General features: G+C 59.6%; 12 protein-coding genes and 1 pseudogene. 6 read left to right on the top strand and 7 right to left on the bottom strand.

The genetic code is table 11. The features are described from left to right. Positions 1 to 105 precede the first annotated feature (105 nt). Positions 106 to 4,017 (bottom strand): ATP-dependent RNA helicase HrpA, encoded by a 3,912-nt coding sequence (gene hrpA / locus BW33_RS07910; protein WP_047598170.1) that lies wholly within the window; start codon positions 4,015 to 4,017, stop codon positions 106 to 108. Between the two features lie 181 nt (positions 4,018 to 4,198). Then, the gene (aceK, locus tag BW33_RS07905) at positions 4,199 to 5,920 is read right to left on the bottom strand and encodes a bifunctional isocitrate dehydrogenase kinase/phosphatase (protein WP_047598169.1); all 1,722 of its coding nucleotides are present in this window, start codon (positions 5,918 to 5,920) and stop codon (positions 4,199 to 4,201) included. 409 nt (positions 5,921 to 6,329) lie between these two features. Here aceK and BW33_RS07900 point away from each other — a divergent pair, with 409 nt between their 5' ends. Next, positions 6,330 to 7,955: a methyl-accepting chemotaxis protein gene (locus tag BW33_RS07900; protein ID WP_047598168.1), complete on the top strand. Its 1,626-nt coding sequence runs from the start codon at positions 6,330 to 6,332 to the stop codon at positions 7,953 to 7,955. An 84-nt stretch (positions 7,956 to 8,039) separates the two neighbouring features. After that, entirely contained in the window at positions 8,040 to 8,948 is a 909-nt protein-coding gene (locus BW33_RS07895; protein WP_047598166.1) for a DMT family transporter, read from the top strand. A gap of 128 nt (positions 8,949 to 9,076) precedes the next feature. Here the strand turns inward: BW33_RS07895 and BW33_RS07890 are convergent, their stop codons facing one another. Next, positions 9,077 to 9,940 carry a DMT family transporter gene (locus tag BW33_RS07890; protein WP_047598164.1) on the bottom strand — a complete coding sequence of 288 codons (864 nt, stop codon included), beginning with the start codon at positions 9,938 to 9,940 and terminating at the stop codon, positions 9,077 to 9,079. Positions 9,941 to 10,411: 471 nt separating this feature from the next. Between BW33_RS07890 and BW33_RS07885 the strand changes: the two genes are divergently transcribed. Together BW33_RS07885 and BW33_RS29085 are read left to right on the top strand one after the other, a co-directional pair. Continuing rightward, entirely contained in the window at positions 10,412 to 10,918 is a 507-nt protein-coding gene (locus BW33_RS07885) for a hypothetical protein (RefSeq protein ID WP_442965394.1), read from the top strand. Continuing rightward, positions 10,915 to 11,112, top strand: coding sequence for a hypothetical protein (locus BW33_RS29085; RefSeq protein ID WP_152546098.1), 198 nt, complete (start codon positions 10,915 to 10,917; stop codon positions 11,110 to 11,112). Before BW33_RS07885 ends, BW33_RS29085 begins: the two co-directional genes overlap by 4 nt. 58 nt (positions 11,113 to 11,170) lie before the next feature. Here the strand turns inward: BW33_RS29085 and BW33_RS07880 are convergent, their stop codons facing one another. Both BW33_RS07880 and cysK read right to left on the bottom strand, forming a co-directional pair. Continuing rightward, positions 11,171 to 12,109, bottom strand: a complete 939-nt coding sequence (locus tag BW33_RS07880) for an aspartyl/asparaginyl beta-hydroxylase domain-containing protein (RefSeq protein ID WP_047598162.1) — start codon at positions 12,107 to 12,109, stop codon at positions 11,171 to 11,173. A gap of 184 nt (positions 12,110 to 12,293) precedes the next feature. Continuing rightward, entirely contained in the window at positions 12,294 to 13,268 is a 975-nt protein-coding gene (cysK, locus tag BW33_RS07875; RefSeq protein WP_047598160.1) for a cysteine synthase A, read from the bottom strand. Positions 13,269 to 13,395: 127 nt separating this feature from the next. Here cysK and BW33_RS07870 point away from each other — a divergent pair, with 127 nt between their 5' ends. Further along, entirely contained in the window at positions 13,396 to 14,472 is a 1,077-nt protein-coding gene (locus BW33_RS07870) for a DUF748 domain-containing protein (RefSeq protein ID WP_047598159.1), read from the top strand. Here the strand turns inward: BW33_RS07870 and BW33_RS07865 are convergent. Then, positions 14,469 to 14,964, bottom strand: a pseudogene (locus tag BW33_RS07865) (helix-turn-helix domain-containing protein). The gene BW33_RS07870 and the pseudogene BW33_RS07865 overlap by 4 nt on opposite strands. Next, a complete protein-coding gene (locus tag BW33_RS07860) occupies positions 14,952 to 15,182 on the bottom strand; it encodes a DUF4160 domain-containing protein (protein WP_047598158.1) in 231 nt (76 codons plus the stop codon). The pseudogene BW33_RS07865 and the gene BW33_RS07860 overlap by 13 nt, the downstream one beginning before the upstream one ends. Positions 15,183 to 15,384: 202 nt before the next feature. Between BW33_RS07860 and BW33_RS07855 the strand changes: the two genes are divergently transcribed. Beyond that, positions 15,385 to 16,230, top strand: coding sequence for an AAA family ATPase (locus tag BW33_RS07855; protein ID WP_003222636.1), 846 nt, complete (start codon positions 15,385 to 15,387; stop codon positions 16,228 to 16,230). The last annotated feature ends 8 nt before the right edge of the window (positions 16,231 to 16,238 follow it).

The raw sequence follows: 16,238 nt of genomic DNA, 5'->3' as shown, positions 1-16,238 counted from the left end.
CGCGAAGTTTGCCATAAACCCGAGGTTTTGGCCCCTTTCTCATGCCGAACCCAATCACTGTAGGAGCTGCCGCAGGCTCCTACAGGGGCGATGCAGGGTTTGGGATCAGGCCTCGACCTGACTCCACTGCTTGCTCAGCCGCTTGTCCGAGATCGGTGCTTTCGTCCCCAACTGCTGGGCGAACAGCGACACTCGGTATTCCTCCAGCCACCAGCGGTACAGTTCAAGCTGCGGATCGCGTTTGCCTTCCTGGGCATGCTTGGCGGCGCGGGTCTGGTATTGCGCCCAGAGGCTGGCCAGTTCACCGCTCCAGACCCGATCCTTCTGCACTTGCGCACCGAGTTTCTCGAAACGCTGCTCGACCGCCTTCAGATAACGCGGCAATTCCTTGAGCCATTGCATCGGTGTTTCCCGGACGAAACCCGGATACACCAGATTGCTGATCTGCTGCTTGATGTCGTTAAGCGCCACAGCCTGAGCCAGATCGATCTTGCCCTTGAAGCGTTTTTGCAGGCCGTGCCACAGCTTGAGAATTTCCAGCGTCAGCCGCGCCACACGTTCGGCGTGTTCGGTCCAACTGCCCCGTTTGCGTTCGGCCAATGCCGCCAGCCCGGCGCCGTCACGCGGCAACGGGTCTTCGCCTTCCAGAATGCAGCTGTCGAGACTGGCCAGCAGAATGTCTTCGACCAGCGCATCCACTCGGCCCAGTTCGCGATAGAGCAGGCCCAGCTCGGTGATACCCGGCAGTTTGCTGCGCAGGAACTTCGCCGGCTCCGCCAGTTGCTGCAGCAGCAGCCGCTGCAAGGCGCGACGATGCTGGAACTCGGCTTCGGCCGGGGTCGAAAACCGCCCTTCCTTGACCGTGCCGCCCTCTTCCACCAGCGCCGGATAGACCGTCATCGACAACCCGGCAATCTTCTGCTGCGTCTTTTCCGCCACCGGGGCGAAGACCTTGGCCTCCACCGGCTGCTGACTTTTCGCACTCTGCGGCACGGCCAATGCCGCTTGGCTGGCTTCGGCAAAACGCGCGGTCAGCTCGGCCAGATCGCGGCCCTCGCCGAGGAATTTGCCCTGGCCGTCGACGATTTCCAGGTTCATCCGCAGATGGCTTTCGACCTGCTGCGCCGCTTCCGCCCAAGCCTCATCGCTGACGCGGGCGCCGGTCATGCGCAGCAGTTCGCGACCCAGCGATTGTGGCAACGAACCTTCAGCGAAGGTCATGCGCTGCAACGCCGCCTTGATGAAGTCCGGCACCGGCACGAAGTTCTTGCGCAGGGCCTTTGGCAGGTTGCGCACCAGCGCAATGCACTTGGCCTCGATCAGCCCCGGCACCAGCCATTCCAGACGCTCCGGCGGCAGCATCGGCAGCAGCGGTGCCGGCACCCGCAGGGTCACGCCGTCGCGCGGGTGATTGGGTTCAAAGTGATAACTTAGCGCCAGTTCCAGATCGCCGATGTGCAGCGTGTCCGGGTAGTCGCGCGCGGTGACTTCACTGGCCTCGCGGGCCAGCACATCTTCTTCGCGCATGATCAGCAATTGCGGGTCTTTCTGGCTGTTGACCCGATACCAGCTGTCGAACGTCGCGGTCTGATGAATCTCCGCCGGCAAGCGCGCATCGTAGAACGCGTACAGGGTTTCTTCGTCGGCAAGGATGTCGCGACGCCGGGCCTTGGCTTCCAGTTCGTCGAGCTGTTCGAGCAACTGCTTGTTGGCGGTCAGGCACTTGGCTTTCGACTGAATCTCGCCACGCACCAGCCCTTCACGGATAAACAGCTCACGCGAAACCACCGGATCCACCGGGCCGTAATGCACCGGACGGCGACCGACCACGATCAGCCCGAACAGGGTGATCTGCTCGTAGGCCACGACCTGGCCGCGCTTCTTCTCCCAGTGCGGTTCGAAATGGTTTTTCTTGATCAGGTGCCCGGCCAGCGGCTCGATCCAGTCGGCATCGATCTTGGCGACCATGCGCGCGTAAAGCTTGGTGGTTTCCACCAGTTCGGCGGTCATCAGCCACTGCGGACGTTTCTTGCCGATGCCCGACGACGGATGAATCCAGAAGCGCCGCTGGCGGGCGCCGAGGTAATCGCCGTCCTCGGTTTTCTGGCCGATCTGGCTGAGCAGGCCGACCAGCACCGCTTTGTGCAGTTTCGGATAATCCGCCGGTTCCTTGTTGAGGCTCAGCTGCATGTCGCGGCAGATCAGGCTCAACTGGCGATGGGAATCACGCCACTCGCGCAGACGCAGATAATTCAGGAAATTTTTCCGGCACCAGTTGCGCAGCGGGCTGGCGGTCAGTGCCTGGCGCTGTTCTTCAAAGCCGCGCCACAGATTGACCAGCCCGGCGAAGTCCGAATCGCTGTCTTTCCATTGTGCATGGGCCTGATCGGCTGCTTGCTGACGCTCCGGCGGGCGCTCGCGGGGATCCTGAATCGACATCGCGCTGGCGACGATCAGCACCTCTTGCAGGCTGCCGAGCCTGGCTGCTTCGAGCAGCATGCGGCCCATGCGCGGGTCTACCGGCAGGCGTGCCAACTGGCGGCCGAGCGGGGTCAGCTGACTGTTGCGATCCACCGCCGAGAGTTCTTGCAGCAGGTTGAAACCGTCGCTGATCGCCTTGCCGTCCGGCGGCTCGATGAACGGGAACGCGGTGATCTCGCCGAGGCGCAGGTGCAGCATCTGCAAGATAACGGCGGCAAGGTTGGTGCGCAGAATTTCCGGATCGGTGAATTCCGGGCGACCGAGGAAATCTTCCTCGCTGTACAGGCGCACGCAGATCCCCGGCTCGACCCGGCCGCAGCGACCTTTGCGCTGATTGGCGCTGGCCTGGGAAATCGCTTCGATCGGCAGGCGCTGAACCTTGGCGCGATAGCTGTAGCGACTGATGCGCGCGGTGCCGCTGTCGATCACGTAACGGATGCCCGGCACGGTCAGCGAGGTCTCGGCAACGTTGGTCGCCAGCACCACACGACGCCCCGGATGCGACTGGAAAATCCGTTGCTGCTCGGCTGGCGACAGGCGCGCGTACAGCGGCAGGATTTCCGTGTGTTTGAGCTGAGCCTTGCGCAGCATGTCGGCAGCGTCGCGAATCTCGCGCTCGCCGGGCAGGAACACCAGCACATCGCCGGGACTGCGGCGTTCGCTGCGTTCGTAGGCGGCAATTTCGTCGAGGGTGGCGAGGATCGCCTGATCCACGGTCAGGTCGTCTTCGACACGGTTGCCCTCTTCGTCCTGTTCCAGGGTCAGCGGGCGATACCAGGTGTCCACCGGGAAGGTGCGACCGGACACCTCGACGATCGGCGCATCATCGAAATGTTTGGAGAAGCGCTCCAGATCGATGGTCGCCGAAGTAATGATGACTTTCAGATCCGGACGACGCGGCAGCAGGGTTTTCAGGTAACCGAGCAGGAAGTCGATGTTCAGGCTGCGTTCGTGGGCTTCGTCGACGATGATCGTGTCGTAGCGTTCCAGATAGCGGTCGTTCTGGGTTTCCGCCAGCAGGATGCCGTCGGTCATCAGTTTGATCAGGGTGTTGGAATCGCTTTGATCCTCGAAGCGCACCTGATAGCCGACCAGCGAACCGAGCGGCGTGCCGAGTTCTTCGGCCACCCGGCTGGCGACACTGCGCGCAGCGATTCGGCGCGGCTGGGTGTGGCCGATCAAGCCATGCTGGCCGCGACCGATTTCCAGGCAGATTTTCGGCAACTGGGTGGTTTTACCCGAGCCGGTTTCGCCAGCGATGATCAGGACCTGATGCTTCTCCAGTGCTGCCTTGATTTCGTCACGCTTGGCGGCAATTGGCAGGCTGTCGTCGTAACGAATCACCGGCAGGCTGGCACGGCGCGCCAGCACCTGATCACAGGACGCCTGCATGCGCGCCACCCACTGGACCAGCTTGGCCTCGTCAGGTTTTTTGCGCAGCTCAAGCAACTGCCGCCGCAGCCGGTGACGGTCGGCGAGCATGGCGTGATCGAGGTTTTTCAGCAGTTTGTCGATGGAGGGCGATTCGTCGGTCATCGGGTACGCAATTCGGTCGTCTGTTTATGCAGGGGGCCGATTGTCGCAGATTTGCCCTCGATTGACCTGCTTCCCCTGTAGGAGCTGCCGCAGGCTGCGATCTTTTGATGTTGTTTTTGAGGAATCAAAGTCAAAAGATCGCAGCCTGCGGCAGCTCCTACAGGGTTGAGGTGACAACGGGTTATTCGTTATCGAGGCCTTTGCGGCGGTAGGGGAAGACGTCGATGACTTTGCCGGCGCGGATCGCCTCCTGCAGGCCCTTCCAGTAATCGGCGTTGTACAGTTCGCCATGCAGTTGATCGAACAGTTTGCGCTGCCCGGCATCGGCGAACAGGAACGGTGGAAACTCTTCCGGGAACACATCCAGCGGCCCGATCGAGTACCACGGCTCGGACGCCATTTCGTCCTCGGGGGTGCGCGGCGCGGGGATGTGGCGGAAGTTGGCTTCGGTCAGGAAACAGATCTCGTCGTAGTCGTAGAACACCACCCGCCCGTGCCGGGTAACACCGAAGTTCTTCAGCAACATGTCGCCGGGAAAGATGTTGGCCGCCGCCAGTTGTTTGATCGCCAGGCCGTAATCCTCCAATGCCTCGCGCACCTGCGCTTCATTGGCGTTTTCCAGGTAGAGGTTGAGCGGGGTCATCCGGCGCTCGGTCCAGCAGTGGCGGATCAGCACCGTGTCGCCTTCGACCGAGACCGTCGACGGCGCGACTTCCAGCAGTTCTTCCAGGCACGCCGGATCGAACTTGCTCAGCGGAAAACGGAAGTCGGCAAACTCCTGGGTATCGGCCATGCGCCCGACCCGGTCGACGCTTTTCACCAGACGATATTTTTCGATCACCGTCGCCCGGTCGACGTTTTTCGACGGCGAGAAACGATCCTTGATGATCTTGAATACGGTGTTGAAGCCCGGCAGGGTAAACACACTCATGACCATGCCGCGCACGCCGGGGGCCATGATGAACTGGTCGTCGGTGTTGGCCAGATGATTGATCAGCGCCCGGTAAAACTCGGATTTTCCGTGCTTGTAGAAACCGATCGAGGTGTACAGCTCGGCGATGTGCTTGCCCGGCAGGATGCGCCGCAGGAAGCCGATGAACTCCGCCGGCACTGGCACATCGACCATGAAATACGAACGGGTGAAAGAGAAGATGATCGACACATCGGCTTCGTCGGTGATCAGCGCGTCGATCTGAATCCCGCGGCCTTCGCGGTGCAGCAATGGAATCACCAGCGGCCACTGCTCGTCGCGGGTGTAGATGCGCCCGACCAGATACGCGCCCTTGTTGCGGTACAGCACCGAGGAAAACAGCTCGACGCTCAGCTCCGGATCCTTGCACACCCAGTCCGGCAGGTTCTCGCGCAGTTGCGATTCGAGGCGCAGCAGGTCGCCGGGCAAATCGGCGTAATCCTCGCTGAAGCGGTAGTCGGCAAAGATGCTGGCGAGCATCGACGACAACTGCCCTTGCGGCTTGTAGGTGCGGGTTTGCGCAGCCCGGGCGCGGCGCAGGCTCGGCCGGGTGGTGTGGATGAACATGCAGCCGTCGCTGATCAGGTCATGGCTGAACAGCCCGCAGAAGATCGAGTTGTACCAGGTCTCGGACAGTTCATCGTCGAAACGCAGGTCAATGACGCTGATGTAGGCGCTTTTCACCAGCGGCCAGCTGCCGACATTCATCAGCGTCTCGTCGTCGAAATGCTCGCGCAGGCGGGCGATGGTTTCGCCGACCTTTTCTTCGTAGAGATTGATCCGCGCCGCCGACGCGGTCTGCGTCTCCTGCCAGCGCGCCTGCTCGAAGCGCTCGCGCGCACCGTCGGTGATCCGCCGGAAATGCTCGCGGTAATCGTCAAAGCCATCGAGGATCATGCGGGCGATGTCGGTGGCTGGCCATTGCTGCGGCATAGAGGAGACCTCGGCGTGCAAGTGGAAATCTGTGCCTGAGCTTAGCCACGGATGCCTGTGCAGGAGAAGTGCAATTTCTGCCAAAAGCGCGACAGGGTTGTACAGCGACACAGTTTTTAGCAAAGTTTTTTGAGTCGACCGTTCGGTCAATTTACCGCCCTCTCAGTCTCACCTGCCGCACCACGCCAGCCCGCGAATTCACTGGTGCTCGGATCCAATCGCCGCTCCGCCGCTCTGGCTCGCGGTTGTACCACCGTGATTCGGCCTGCCGATGCAACAGCTGAACAGATCACAGATTGGTCTTACCAAAATAGTGGCACTTTGATATATAGCCCGCCAGCACCCACCTCACAACAAGATCCTCGGCCCACGAGGACGACCTCTCCCTCATAGATCAAGGAGCACATTGATGTCTATCCGCAATCTGCGCATCGGTTTGCGCGCCAGCTTGAGTTTTGCCGTATTGGCCGGCCTGCTGGTAGTGGTCGGCCTGTTCGGTCTGGGCCAAATGAAAAACCTGCGTGAGAGCGCAACGGTGATCGAAGAGTCATGGATGCCCAGCATCGAGAGCATTCACGATGCGGCGGCGAACATCGCCAACATCCGCCTCGAATCCCTGCGCCTGATCACCAGCACCCAGCCGGCGGTACGCGACACAAGCAAAGGCATCATCAAGGTGCAGCGTGAAGAATTGTCGAAGCGCCTGAAGGACCACACCACTCTGCTGGCCAGCGATACAGAACGGGCGATGCTCGACGGTTTGAATGGCGACGTCGCCAAGTACATGAGCATCCTGGACCAGATCATCGCTCAGATCGACGCCGGGCAAAGTGAACATGCCTATGCCCGTCTGAACAATGAACTGGCGCCACAGGGCAGGATCCTCGACAAGGCGCTGGAGCAGATGATCAGCTTCAACCAGCAAGGCGCCGACAGCGCCGCCGAAGCGGCTGCCGGGGTTTACCAGCGGGCGCTGTGGATTGTCGCGACGATCATCATTGTCGCCCTGATCGCCACCCTGCTGCTGGCCTGGCTGCTGACCCGCAGCATCACCGCACCGATCAATCAGGCCCTGTCCGTCGCGCAAAAAATTGCCGCCGGCGACCTCAGCGGCCAGATTGCCGATCACGGTCGCGATGAGGCGGCGCAGTTGCTCAGCGCCCTCGCCGAGATGCAGAGCAACCTGCGCTCGACCATCCGGGGTATCAGCGAATCGGCGCAGCAACTGGCCTCGGCCGCCGAAGAAATGAGCTCGGTGATGGAGCAAAGCACCCGTGGCCTGCAGCAGCAGAACGATCAGATCGAACAGGCCGCCACCGCCGTCACCGAGATGAGCACGGCGGTGGATGAAGTTGCGGCCAACGCGGTGTCCAGCGCCGAGGCCTCTGCAGCCTCCAACGAGGACAGCAAACACGGGCATGTGCAGGTCAGCGAGACCATCAGCTCGATTCAGGATTTGGTCAGCGCAGTGCTTGGTGCGTCGGAGCAGGCCGAAGGCCTCGCGACCCAGGCCCAGGACATCAGCAAGGTGCTGGAGGTGATTCGCGGCATCGCCGGGCAGACCAATCTGCTGGCGCTCAATGCAGCCATCGAGGCTGCGCGCGCCGGTGAGGCCGGACGCGGTTTTGCGGTGGTCGCCGATGAGGTGCGCTCCCTGGCGCAACGCACGCAGAACTCCACCGAAGAAATCGAGCTGATGATCAGCAGCATCCAGCAGGGCACCGGTGCCACCGTCGGTGCACTGCAAAGCAGTGCCGAGCAGGCCAGCCACACGTTGCGCCGGGCCAACAGTGCCGGTCAGGCGCTGGAGAAAATCACCGCGTCGATTTCGCAGATCAACCAGCGCAACCTGGTAATCGCCAGTGCCGCCGAACAACAGGCGCTGGTGGCGCGAGAAGTCGATCAGAATCTGGTGACCATCCGCGACCTCTCGACCCAGACCGCCGCCGGCGCTACCCAGACATCCGCCGCCAGTCAGGAACTGTCACGCCTGGCGATCGACCTCAACGGCTTGGTCACGCGCTTCGTGCTCTGACGAGAAATTAAATGCCGGTTTAGCGGTTGCCATCGACAGGGCGCTCGGCAACACTCTCGTCCCGATCAAGGAAGGAGTGCCATCGTGAGCGCTGTCGATATTTTCCGCATGCTGTCGCTGGCAGCCATCTGGGGCGCGAGCTTCCTGTTCATGCGCATTATTGCGCCGGTGATCGGCACCATTCCGACCGCGTTCTTTCGTGTTTCGATTGCTGCAGTCGGTCTGCTGGTGATTCTCGGGCTGATGCGCATCAGCTGGGATTTCAAGGGCAAACTGAAAACCGTGATGTTGCTGGGCGTGATCAACTCAGGGATTCCGGCGACGCTGTATTCGGTGGCGGCGCAGGTGTTGCCGGCCGGTTACTCGGCAATTTTCAACGCCACCACGCCGTTGATGGGCGTGTTGATTGGCGGACTGTTTTTCAGTGAAAAACTCACTGTCGCGAAACTGACCGGGGTTTTTCTCGGCTTGTTCGGTGTCGGCGTGCTGACGCGCGCAGGTCCCGTGGCTTTCGATCTGCAATTGCTGATGGGCGCCCTCGCCTGCCTGCTCGCCACCACTTGCTACGGTTTCGCCGGATTCCTCACGCGTCGCTGGCTGGACCATAGCGGCGGGCTCGACAGTCGTCTCTCGGCCGTGGGCAGCATGCTCGGCGCCTCGCTGTTTCTGTTGCCGCTGTTCGGCTACAGCGTGATCACCGCCCCTCCGGCAAGCTGGGGTGGGTGGAATGTCTGGCTGTCGCTGCTGGGCCTGGGCCTGGGCTGCACGGCGTTCGCCTACATCATCTATTTCCGCCTGCTCAGCTCCATCGGCCCGGTGAAATCGATGACCGTGACCTTCATGATTCCGGCGTTCGGCGTGTTGTGGGGCGCGTTGCTGCTGGATGAGCCGTTGTCGATGGCGCACCTGTATGGCGGGGTGTTGATTGCGCTGGCGTTGTGGCTGGTGTTGAAGCCGGCGGTGGTGAAGCCTTCTGCCGTTACAGCCCGATGATTTTGTTGCGTTAATAAGGTCGTATTCGCGAGCAGGCTCGCTCCCACAGGGATTTATGCTTTAGCCCAGATCCAGTGTGGGAGCGAGCCTGCTCGCGAAGGCGGCCGAACAGCCGCCATCGTCATAAGTCAGCCGGTTTTGCGGAACACAAATACCAGACCCACAATGATCAACAGCATCCCCAGCACACTAAACGCCGCCAGACGATTGCCGAAAATCACGTAGTCCATCACCGCCGTCACCGCCGGCACCAGATAGAACAGACTGGTGACATTCACCAGATTACCCCGGGCGATCAAGCGGTACAGCAACAGCGTCGCCAGTACCGACACCACCAGTCCCATCCACAACACCGGCACGATAAAACCTGTGCTCTGTTCAAAGTGGAACGGCTGAAATGGCACAAATATCCCGCACAACAACAGCCCAGCCAGATACTGCACCGGCAATGTGCCGAGGGGATTGTCGGTGATGCGCTTCTGCATGATCGAGCCAACCGTCATGCTCGCCAGCGCCAACAGACCGAACAGCATCCCTGCCCAGGACATCCCCGCCAGTCCGATCCCCTGATAAACCACCATGATCAGCCCGGCCAGCCCCAGCGCCAGACCGAACATCCGGCTCGCCGAGCGCTGGCGCTCCATCAACACCACGGTGAGGATCGGCTGCACGCCCATGATGGTCGCCATCACCCCCGGCGTGACTTTGGTGTTCAGGGCCAGCAGATAGAAAATCTGATACGCCCCCAACAACACCACGCCCGTTGCAATCGCAAACAGCATCGGCCGACCGCCCTTGGGCAGCTTCAACTTGAGCAGCGGCGTCAACAGCAACAGCCCGCACAGCGCGATCACAAAGCGAATCAGCAGAAAGGCAAACGGCGATGCATGGGCCAGCCCCCATTTGGAGAAGATCGCCCCGCTGCTCCACAGCAGAACGAACAGGCTCGTGGACGTCGCCGCGAGCGCGGATTTTTTCGATAGGACAAACATGAATACCACCTGTAGTCAGGCAAATAGCCAATTCAGCCGAGGCTGAAATTCAGTAGGTTTTTCTGGCGGGCGCAGGGGTCAGCAGAGAATGCCGATCAGCCCGAAACGCCAACGCCCGGCGGTGATACGACGGCGCACACCGGCGTGCTACTGACAGGTGGAGGGTAATGACTGATCTGCCCAGGCTGCTGATTCCCGCACGGCACGACGCCAGCGTTGACCGCTGAATCGACTACCGCGTTGATGAGGGATGCAGGCATTGGGGCTGATCTTTTTTGAAGGGTTTGAAGAGTGAATCAGCTGATTCACGAGCGCCGACTATAACCAGCGCGGGACATGGATTGCAATGATTTGGACAAAGGGCCAGCAGGGACAGCTCGATGGCAGGCGCATAGGCTGATGAGCAACGGATAGGCCCATTGATGGGGGACAGGGAATGCTCGAGATCACATGCCAAGGGAACGGACGAGTTTGCGGTATCAGTTGTACAAGTCGCAGGCCAGGAAACAGGCAAGCATCGCCAAAGCTCTATTACAGCTACCAGCGGGGCAAGACTTGTCGAAAGTACGCTTCGAACCCATCGACGTCATAGCACTGAACGCGTTCGAGCGCTGGGAGAATCCACTTTTTTGCTGGCGAGAGGTTGCCGCATGGAAATCACGAGAACCCCTGTCGCTGGATATCGCGATATGGTTTGAAGAACAGCTGTGCGGACTGTGTTTCGTCAATCCGAACAAAAGCCGCCAACGTGTTCGAATCGTGCGATTAGAAGGCCGACCCGGAGACTCTCACCCGCTGAAAAATCGTATCGGGACCTTGGCGATGATGGTCATCGATGAGTTCGCTCAAATAATCGGCAGCAACTTCATTGAAGTCCAGGAGCCGATGCAAGGAGCAATTCCTGTTTATACGAAGCTCGGCTTCAAATTTGATTTCGAAGGTCGTCTTGTCCTCGCAGTGGAGAGTAAAGTATCGTGAAAACCGTTCAAGTAATGATCAATGAGGGAGGAAGCATGCGCAAATCAATCAAGAAATCCTCCGCTAAGAAAAGATCAATCAAAACAGAAGAAAAGATCGTCTCATCCAAGCTATCAGCCAATCAGCGGCACTTTCTGCAGCTACTGATTACAGGCATTGAAGACGAGCCAAACATTCTTGCTGGACGCCGCTGACTCACAGACAATAAAAAACCGCTCACAAGGAGCGGTTTTTTTATTTCAACATCCAGCCTCAACCAAACAGCCAGTACCCCAGCAACGTCAGCACCACCACCGCCAGAATCGGGCGCATGACCCGGTAGGCCTTGGGATTGCGGCGTTTCCACTGCTTGACCAAGCCACTGAACCGGTCGCTGAAGTTCTTGCTCCAGGCGTAGGCCTGATTGATACCGCCGACCCGTTCGTCATCAAGGTTCTGCGGGGCGGTGGCGCGTCCCAGCCAGGCGCTGATGGCGCGGTTGATGCGGGTCATCAGACGGTTGCTCAGCGGACGTTCGACATCGCAGAACAGGATGACGCGGGTCTGCTCGGTTTCGTTCTTGACCCAGTGCACGTAGGTCTCGTCGAACATCACGTCTTCGCCGTCGCGCCAGGCGTAGACCTGACCGTCGACGAAGATCCGGCAGTCGTCGGAGTTCGGTGTCGACAGGCCCAAGTGATAACGCAGCGAGCCGGCAAACGGGTCACGGTGCGGGTTCAGGTGACTGCCACCCGGCAACAGCGCGAACATCGCACCTTTGACGTTGGGAATCGCACTGACCAGAGCCACGGTTTTCGGGCACAGGGTTTCGGCCGACGGCAGCGGTTTGTCGTACCACTTGAGATAGAAACGCTTCCAGCCCTTCTTGAAGAACGAGCCGAAACCGGCGTCATTGTTCTTCTCGGCGGCGCGGATGTAGCCCTCGTCGAACAGGTGCATGGCCTCGTCGCGAATGGTTTCCCAGTTATCGCGCAGCACATCCAGCTCCGGAAACTTGCTGCGATCCAGATACGGTTTGGAGGGAACGCCGGAAAACAGGTACATCAGCGCGTTGTACGGAGCGAACAGCGCCGAGTGGTTGACGAACTGACGCAGAACCGGCAAACGCGCCTTGCCGCGCAAATGCACATAGAGGATGCTGCCCGCAAACAACAGCAACACCGACACCTTGGCGGCTAACGAAAAGGTCATCAACGACTCCTTGAATAAAGACAACGCTGCGCAATGCCCTTTACCCGGCATGGCAGCCGGCCATGATAAACACTACCGGCCTCGGGAAAAACCCGCTGAACCCAAGATTCAGTGTTAAGAATTGCGCAACAAAGCATTTATTAGCATAACGATCCTGAACCCCGGCTGATCTGAGTCAATTCGACTACTGCTGATTCTCCTGCTCGGTGAACAGATCGCTGAAAAGCATGCTCGACAGATAGCGCTCACCGGAGTCCGGCAAAATCACTACGATGGTCTTGCCCTGCATTTCCGGCTTCTCGGCCAGGCGCACCGCTACGGCCATGGCCGCGCCGCAAGAGATACCGCACAAAATCCCTTCTTCCTGCATCAGGCGCAGTGCCATGGCCTTGGATTCGTCGTCAGTGACCTGCTCCACCCGGTCGACCATCGACAAATCGAGGTTCTTCGGCACGAAACCGGCGCCAATCCCCTGAATCTTGTGTGGGCTCGGCTTGATCTCCTCACCCGCCAGCGCTTGGCTGATGACTGGCGAAGACACCGGCTCCACCGCCACCGACAGAATCGGTTTGCCCTGGGTATTCTTGATATACCGCGAAACACCGGTGATGGTTCCACCGGTACCGACGCCGGCCACCAATACATCGACAGCGCCATCGGTGTCATTCCAGATTTCCGGGCCGGTGGTTTTTTCGTGAATCGCCGGGTTAGCCGGATTGTCGAACTGCGACGGCATGAAGTACTTGTCGGTGTCGCTGGCAACGATCTCGGCGGCTTTCTCGATTGCACCTTTCATGCCCTTGGCCGGTTCGGTCAGGACCAGCTCTGCGCCCAGTGCTTTCAAGACCTTGCGACGCTCGATGCTCATCGAAGCCGGCATGGTCAGCATCAACTTGTAACCACGGGCGGCCGCAACGAAGGCCAGACCGATGCCGGTATTGCCCGACGTCGGCTCGACGATAGTCATGCCCGGCTTGAGTTTGCCGCTACTTTCGGCATCCCAGATCATGTTCGCGCCGATCCGGCACTTGACCGAATAACCGGGGTTGCGCCCCTCGATCTTGGCCAGAATGGTCACGCCACGCGGCGCGATGCGGTTGATCTGCACCAGCGGCGTGTTGCCGATGGAGTGGGCGTTGTCAGCAAAAATACGGCTCATGGCTGGGTCCTTATGCAGCGTTGAATTCAGCGTTTCAAGGTATGCCTGTTGCCTGGCGCAGTCCAGTCGGGTCGAACGTCTGCGCCGCGTCACAGTCAATCGCTTACATCGTTCGGGAATTGTTGCCATGAAGCGTCGTTACAGCTGGCCAATAGGGATCTTTGCCGTAGTCGTTGTGCTGCTGATCGCCCTGCACATCGCCCTGCCCTACGTGGTGCGCGATTACCTGAACGGCAAACTCGCAGACATGGGTGATTACCGCGGCCAGGTCACCGACGTCGATCTGGCCCTGTGGCGTGGCGCCTACCGGATCAATGGCCTGAAAATCGTCAAGGTCGACGGCAAGGTACCGGTACCGTTCGTCAACGCGCCCGTGATTGATCTGGCGGTCAGCTGGCATTCGCTGTGGTACGACCATGCGGTGGTGGCACAGGTGCAGTTCTTCAATCCCGAAATCAACTTCGTTGATGGTGGGGCCAACAAGCAGAACTCTCAAACCGGTCAAGGCACCGACTGGCGCGAACAATTGGGCAAATTGCTGCCGATCACTCTCGACGAGGTTCAGATTCACGAGGGCAAAATCACTTTTCGCAATTTCAACTCCAAGCCACCGGTCAACATGAATGCCTCCAACGTCGAAGCGAGCATCTACAACCTGACCAACGTGGTCGACAAACAGGGCAAGCGCGACGCCCGCTTCGAAGGCAAGGCGCTGCTGCTGGGGCATGCCCCACTGGAAACCACGGCCACATTCGATCCGCTGAGCAATTTCGAGGACTTCCAGTTCCGCCTGCGCGCCCGCGACATCGAACTCAAAAGCATGAACGACTTTGCCTCGGCCTATGGCAAGTTCGACTTCAATGCCGGCCACGGCGACGTGGTCATCGAATCCCAGGCGAAAAAAGCCCAGGTCAGCGGCTACATCAAACCGCTGTTGCGCGATGTCGAAGTGTTCAACTGGCAGCAGGACGTGGAAAACAAGGACAAGAGCATCTTCCGTTCTGTCTGGGAGGCCATCGTCGGCGGCACGGAAACCGTGCTGAAGAACCAGGCCAAAAACCAGTTCGCCACCAAGGTCGAACTCAGCGGCAACGTGCATCAGCAAAATATCAGCGCGTTCGAAGCGTTTTTGCAGATTCTGCGCAATGGCTTCATTCAGGCCTTCAATGCGCGGTATGAGCGGCCTAAGCCGGAGGCGGGCTAAGACTTACGATTAACGACATATCGGCCAGACTCTTCAACCGCCAGCGTGGACTTTTGCTGCAATGAGTCCCAGCCAAGACAAGCCAACACCAGTGACTTAGGCACCGCCTCCCTCCCGTTAATGTATCGGCTGATGCTGCGGGCACTGAAACCCAGCGCCTCGGCTGCCTGATTAAGAGAGAGTCCGGTACGTGCGCGCCAATCGATGAAAATCCGAGTGTTTTCATCGGCAGTGTTTTGAGCCAGCGCATCCATATAAAGCGTATCTGCGCCAATCTGTATATCGGGTTCAAGCCATTCGACCGTCCAGCCATAGTGGTCGAGGGTCGCAGCCGCCAATACTTCGGGATCAAGCAATGGTTACAGACCTGGATAAGCGTGAATATCTCGGCTCAGGTCAAGGGTCAGATCCTGACCATCAATAGGTCAGTTTCAATCGAAAACCTGACAGTGCCTGCACAGCCGTCAGACGAGGCCTTTTCATGGGTAACATCGTTGCCACTCCTCCAGCGGCTGCGCTTGATGCGCCGCAACCCAGACCAGCGCTTCCTTGATAATCAGCGACGGTGCCTTGCCTGTCATGACGTCGACGGCTTCAAGGCTCAGCATCACTTCCACTCCGCCACCGATCAAGTGGACATGAGGTGGCGGGGGATCCTTCTCACGCAACTGAATGCGGTATTTGTCGCGAAATCGGTATTTAGTCGTCATGCCTGACAGGCTATCGCCAAATCGGCGATACCTGAATGCTGGCCCTGGGCCGAAACCGAGTCAACATGTGACGCCCCATTCAGAGACTGAATAAGCCGTCTGCGTTCACAGTCGACCGGGCTGCGCGTTATAGTCGGGGCATCCGATTTTTTCGCCCCCGCCCTGCCTGTGCAGGTCGGCGTTACCGTTCGAGGATTAGCAGATGAAGTTCGAAGGCACCCAGGCCTACGTCGCCACCGATGACCTGAAGCTGGCGGTCAACGCCGCCATCACCCTGGAGCGGCCGCTGCTGGTCAAGGGCGAACCGGGCACCGGCAAGACCATGCTCGCCGAGCAACTGGCCGAATCGTTCGGCGCCAAGCTGATCACCTGGCACATCAAGTCCACCACCAAGGCCCATCAGGGCCTGTACGAGTACGACGCGGTCAGCCGTCTGCGCGACTCGCAACTGGGCAACGAAAAAGTCCACGACGTGCGCAACTACCTGAAGAAGGGCAAGCTCTGGGAGGCTTTCGAGTCCGAAGAGCGGGTGATTCTGCTGATCGACGAAATCGACAAGGCCGACATCGAGTTTCCCAACGACCTGCTGCAAGAACTCGACAAGATGGAGTTCTACGTTTATGAGATCGACGAGACCATCAAGGCCAAGAAGCGTCCGATCATCATCATTACCTCAAACAACGAGAAAGAGCTGCCGGACGCCTTCCTGCGCCGCTGCTTCTTTCACTACATCGCCTTCCCGGATCGCAGCACCCTGCAGAAAATCGTCGACGTGCACTACCCGGACATCAAGAAGGATCTGGTCAGCGAAGCGCTGGACGTGTTCTTCGACGTGCGCAAGGTGCCGGGCCTGAAGAAGAAGCCGTCGACCTCGGAGCTGGTCGACTGGCTGAAGCTGCTGATGGCCGACAACATCGGCGAAGCGGTGCTGCGCGAACGCGATCCGACCAAGGCCATTCCGCCGCTGGCCGGTGCGCTGGTGAAGAACGAGCAGGACGTGCAGTTGCTTGAGCGCCTGGCATTCATGAGCCGTCGCGGCTCTCGATAAGGGCATCG

The sequence above is a fragment of the Pseudomonas sp. RIT288 genome (genome assembly GCF_000631985.1).
GTDB lineage: Bacteria > Pseudomonadota > Gammaproteobacteria > Pseudomonadales > Pseudomonadaceae > Aquipseudomonas.
The sequence above is the reverse complement of the archived record's forward strand: the minus strand, read 5'-3'. Positions and strand labels throughout refer to the sequence as shown.

Excerpts from the sequence above, each read along its gene's own strand:
- hrpA (WP_047598170.1), bottom strand. The coding sequence starts at position 4,017 with ATGACCGACGAATCGCCCTCCATCGACAAACTGCTGAAAAACCTCGAT.
- aceK (WP_047598169.1), bottom strand. The coding sequence starts at position 5,920 with ATGCCGCAGCAATGGCCAGCCACCGACATCGCCCGCATGATCCTCGAT.
- BW33_RS07900 (WP_047598168.1), top strand. The coding sequence starts at position 6,330 with ATGTCTATCCGCAATCTGCGCATCGGTTTGCGCGCCAGCTTGAGTTTT.
- BW33_RS07890 (WP_047598164.1), bottom strand. The coding sequence starts at position 9,940 with ATGTTTGTCCTATCGAAAAAATCCGCGCTCGCGGCGACGTCCACGAGC.
- BW33_RS07880 (WP_047598162.1), bottom strand. The coding sequence starts at position 12,109 with ATGACCTTTTCGTTAGCCGCCAAGGTGTCGGTGTTGCTGTTGTTTGCG.
- cysK (WP_047598160.1), bottom strand. The coding sequence starts at position 13,268 with ATGAGCCGTATTTTTGCTGACAACGCCCACTCCATCGGCAACACGCCG.
- BW33_RS07870 (WP_047598159.1), top strand. The coding sequence starts at position 13,396 with ATGAAGCGTCGTTACAGCTGGCCAATAGGGATCTTTGCCGTAGTCGTT.
- BW33_RS07860 (WP_047598158.1), bottom strand. The coding sequence starts at position 15,182 with ATGACGACTAAATACCGATTTCGCGACAAATACCGCATTCAGTTGCGT.
- BW33_RS07855 (WP_003222636.1), top strand. The coding sequence starts at position 15,385 with ATGAAGTTCGAAGGCACCCAGGCCTACGTCGCCACCGATGACCTGAAG.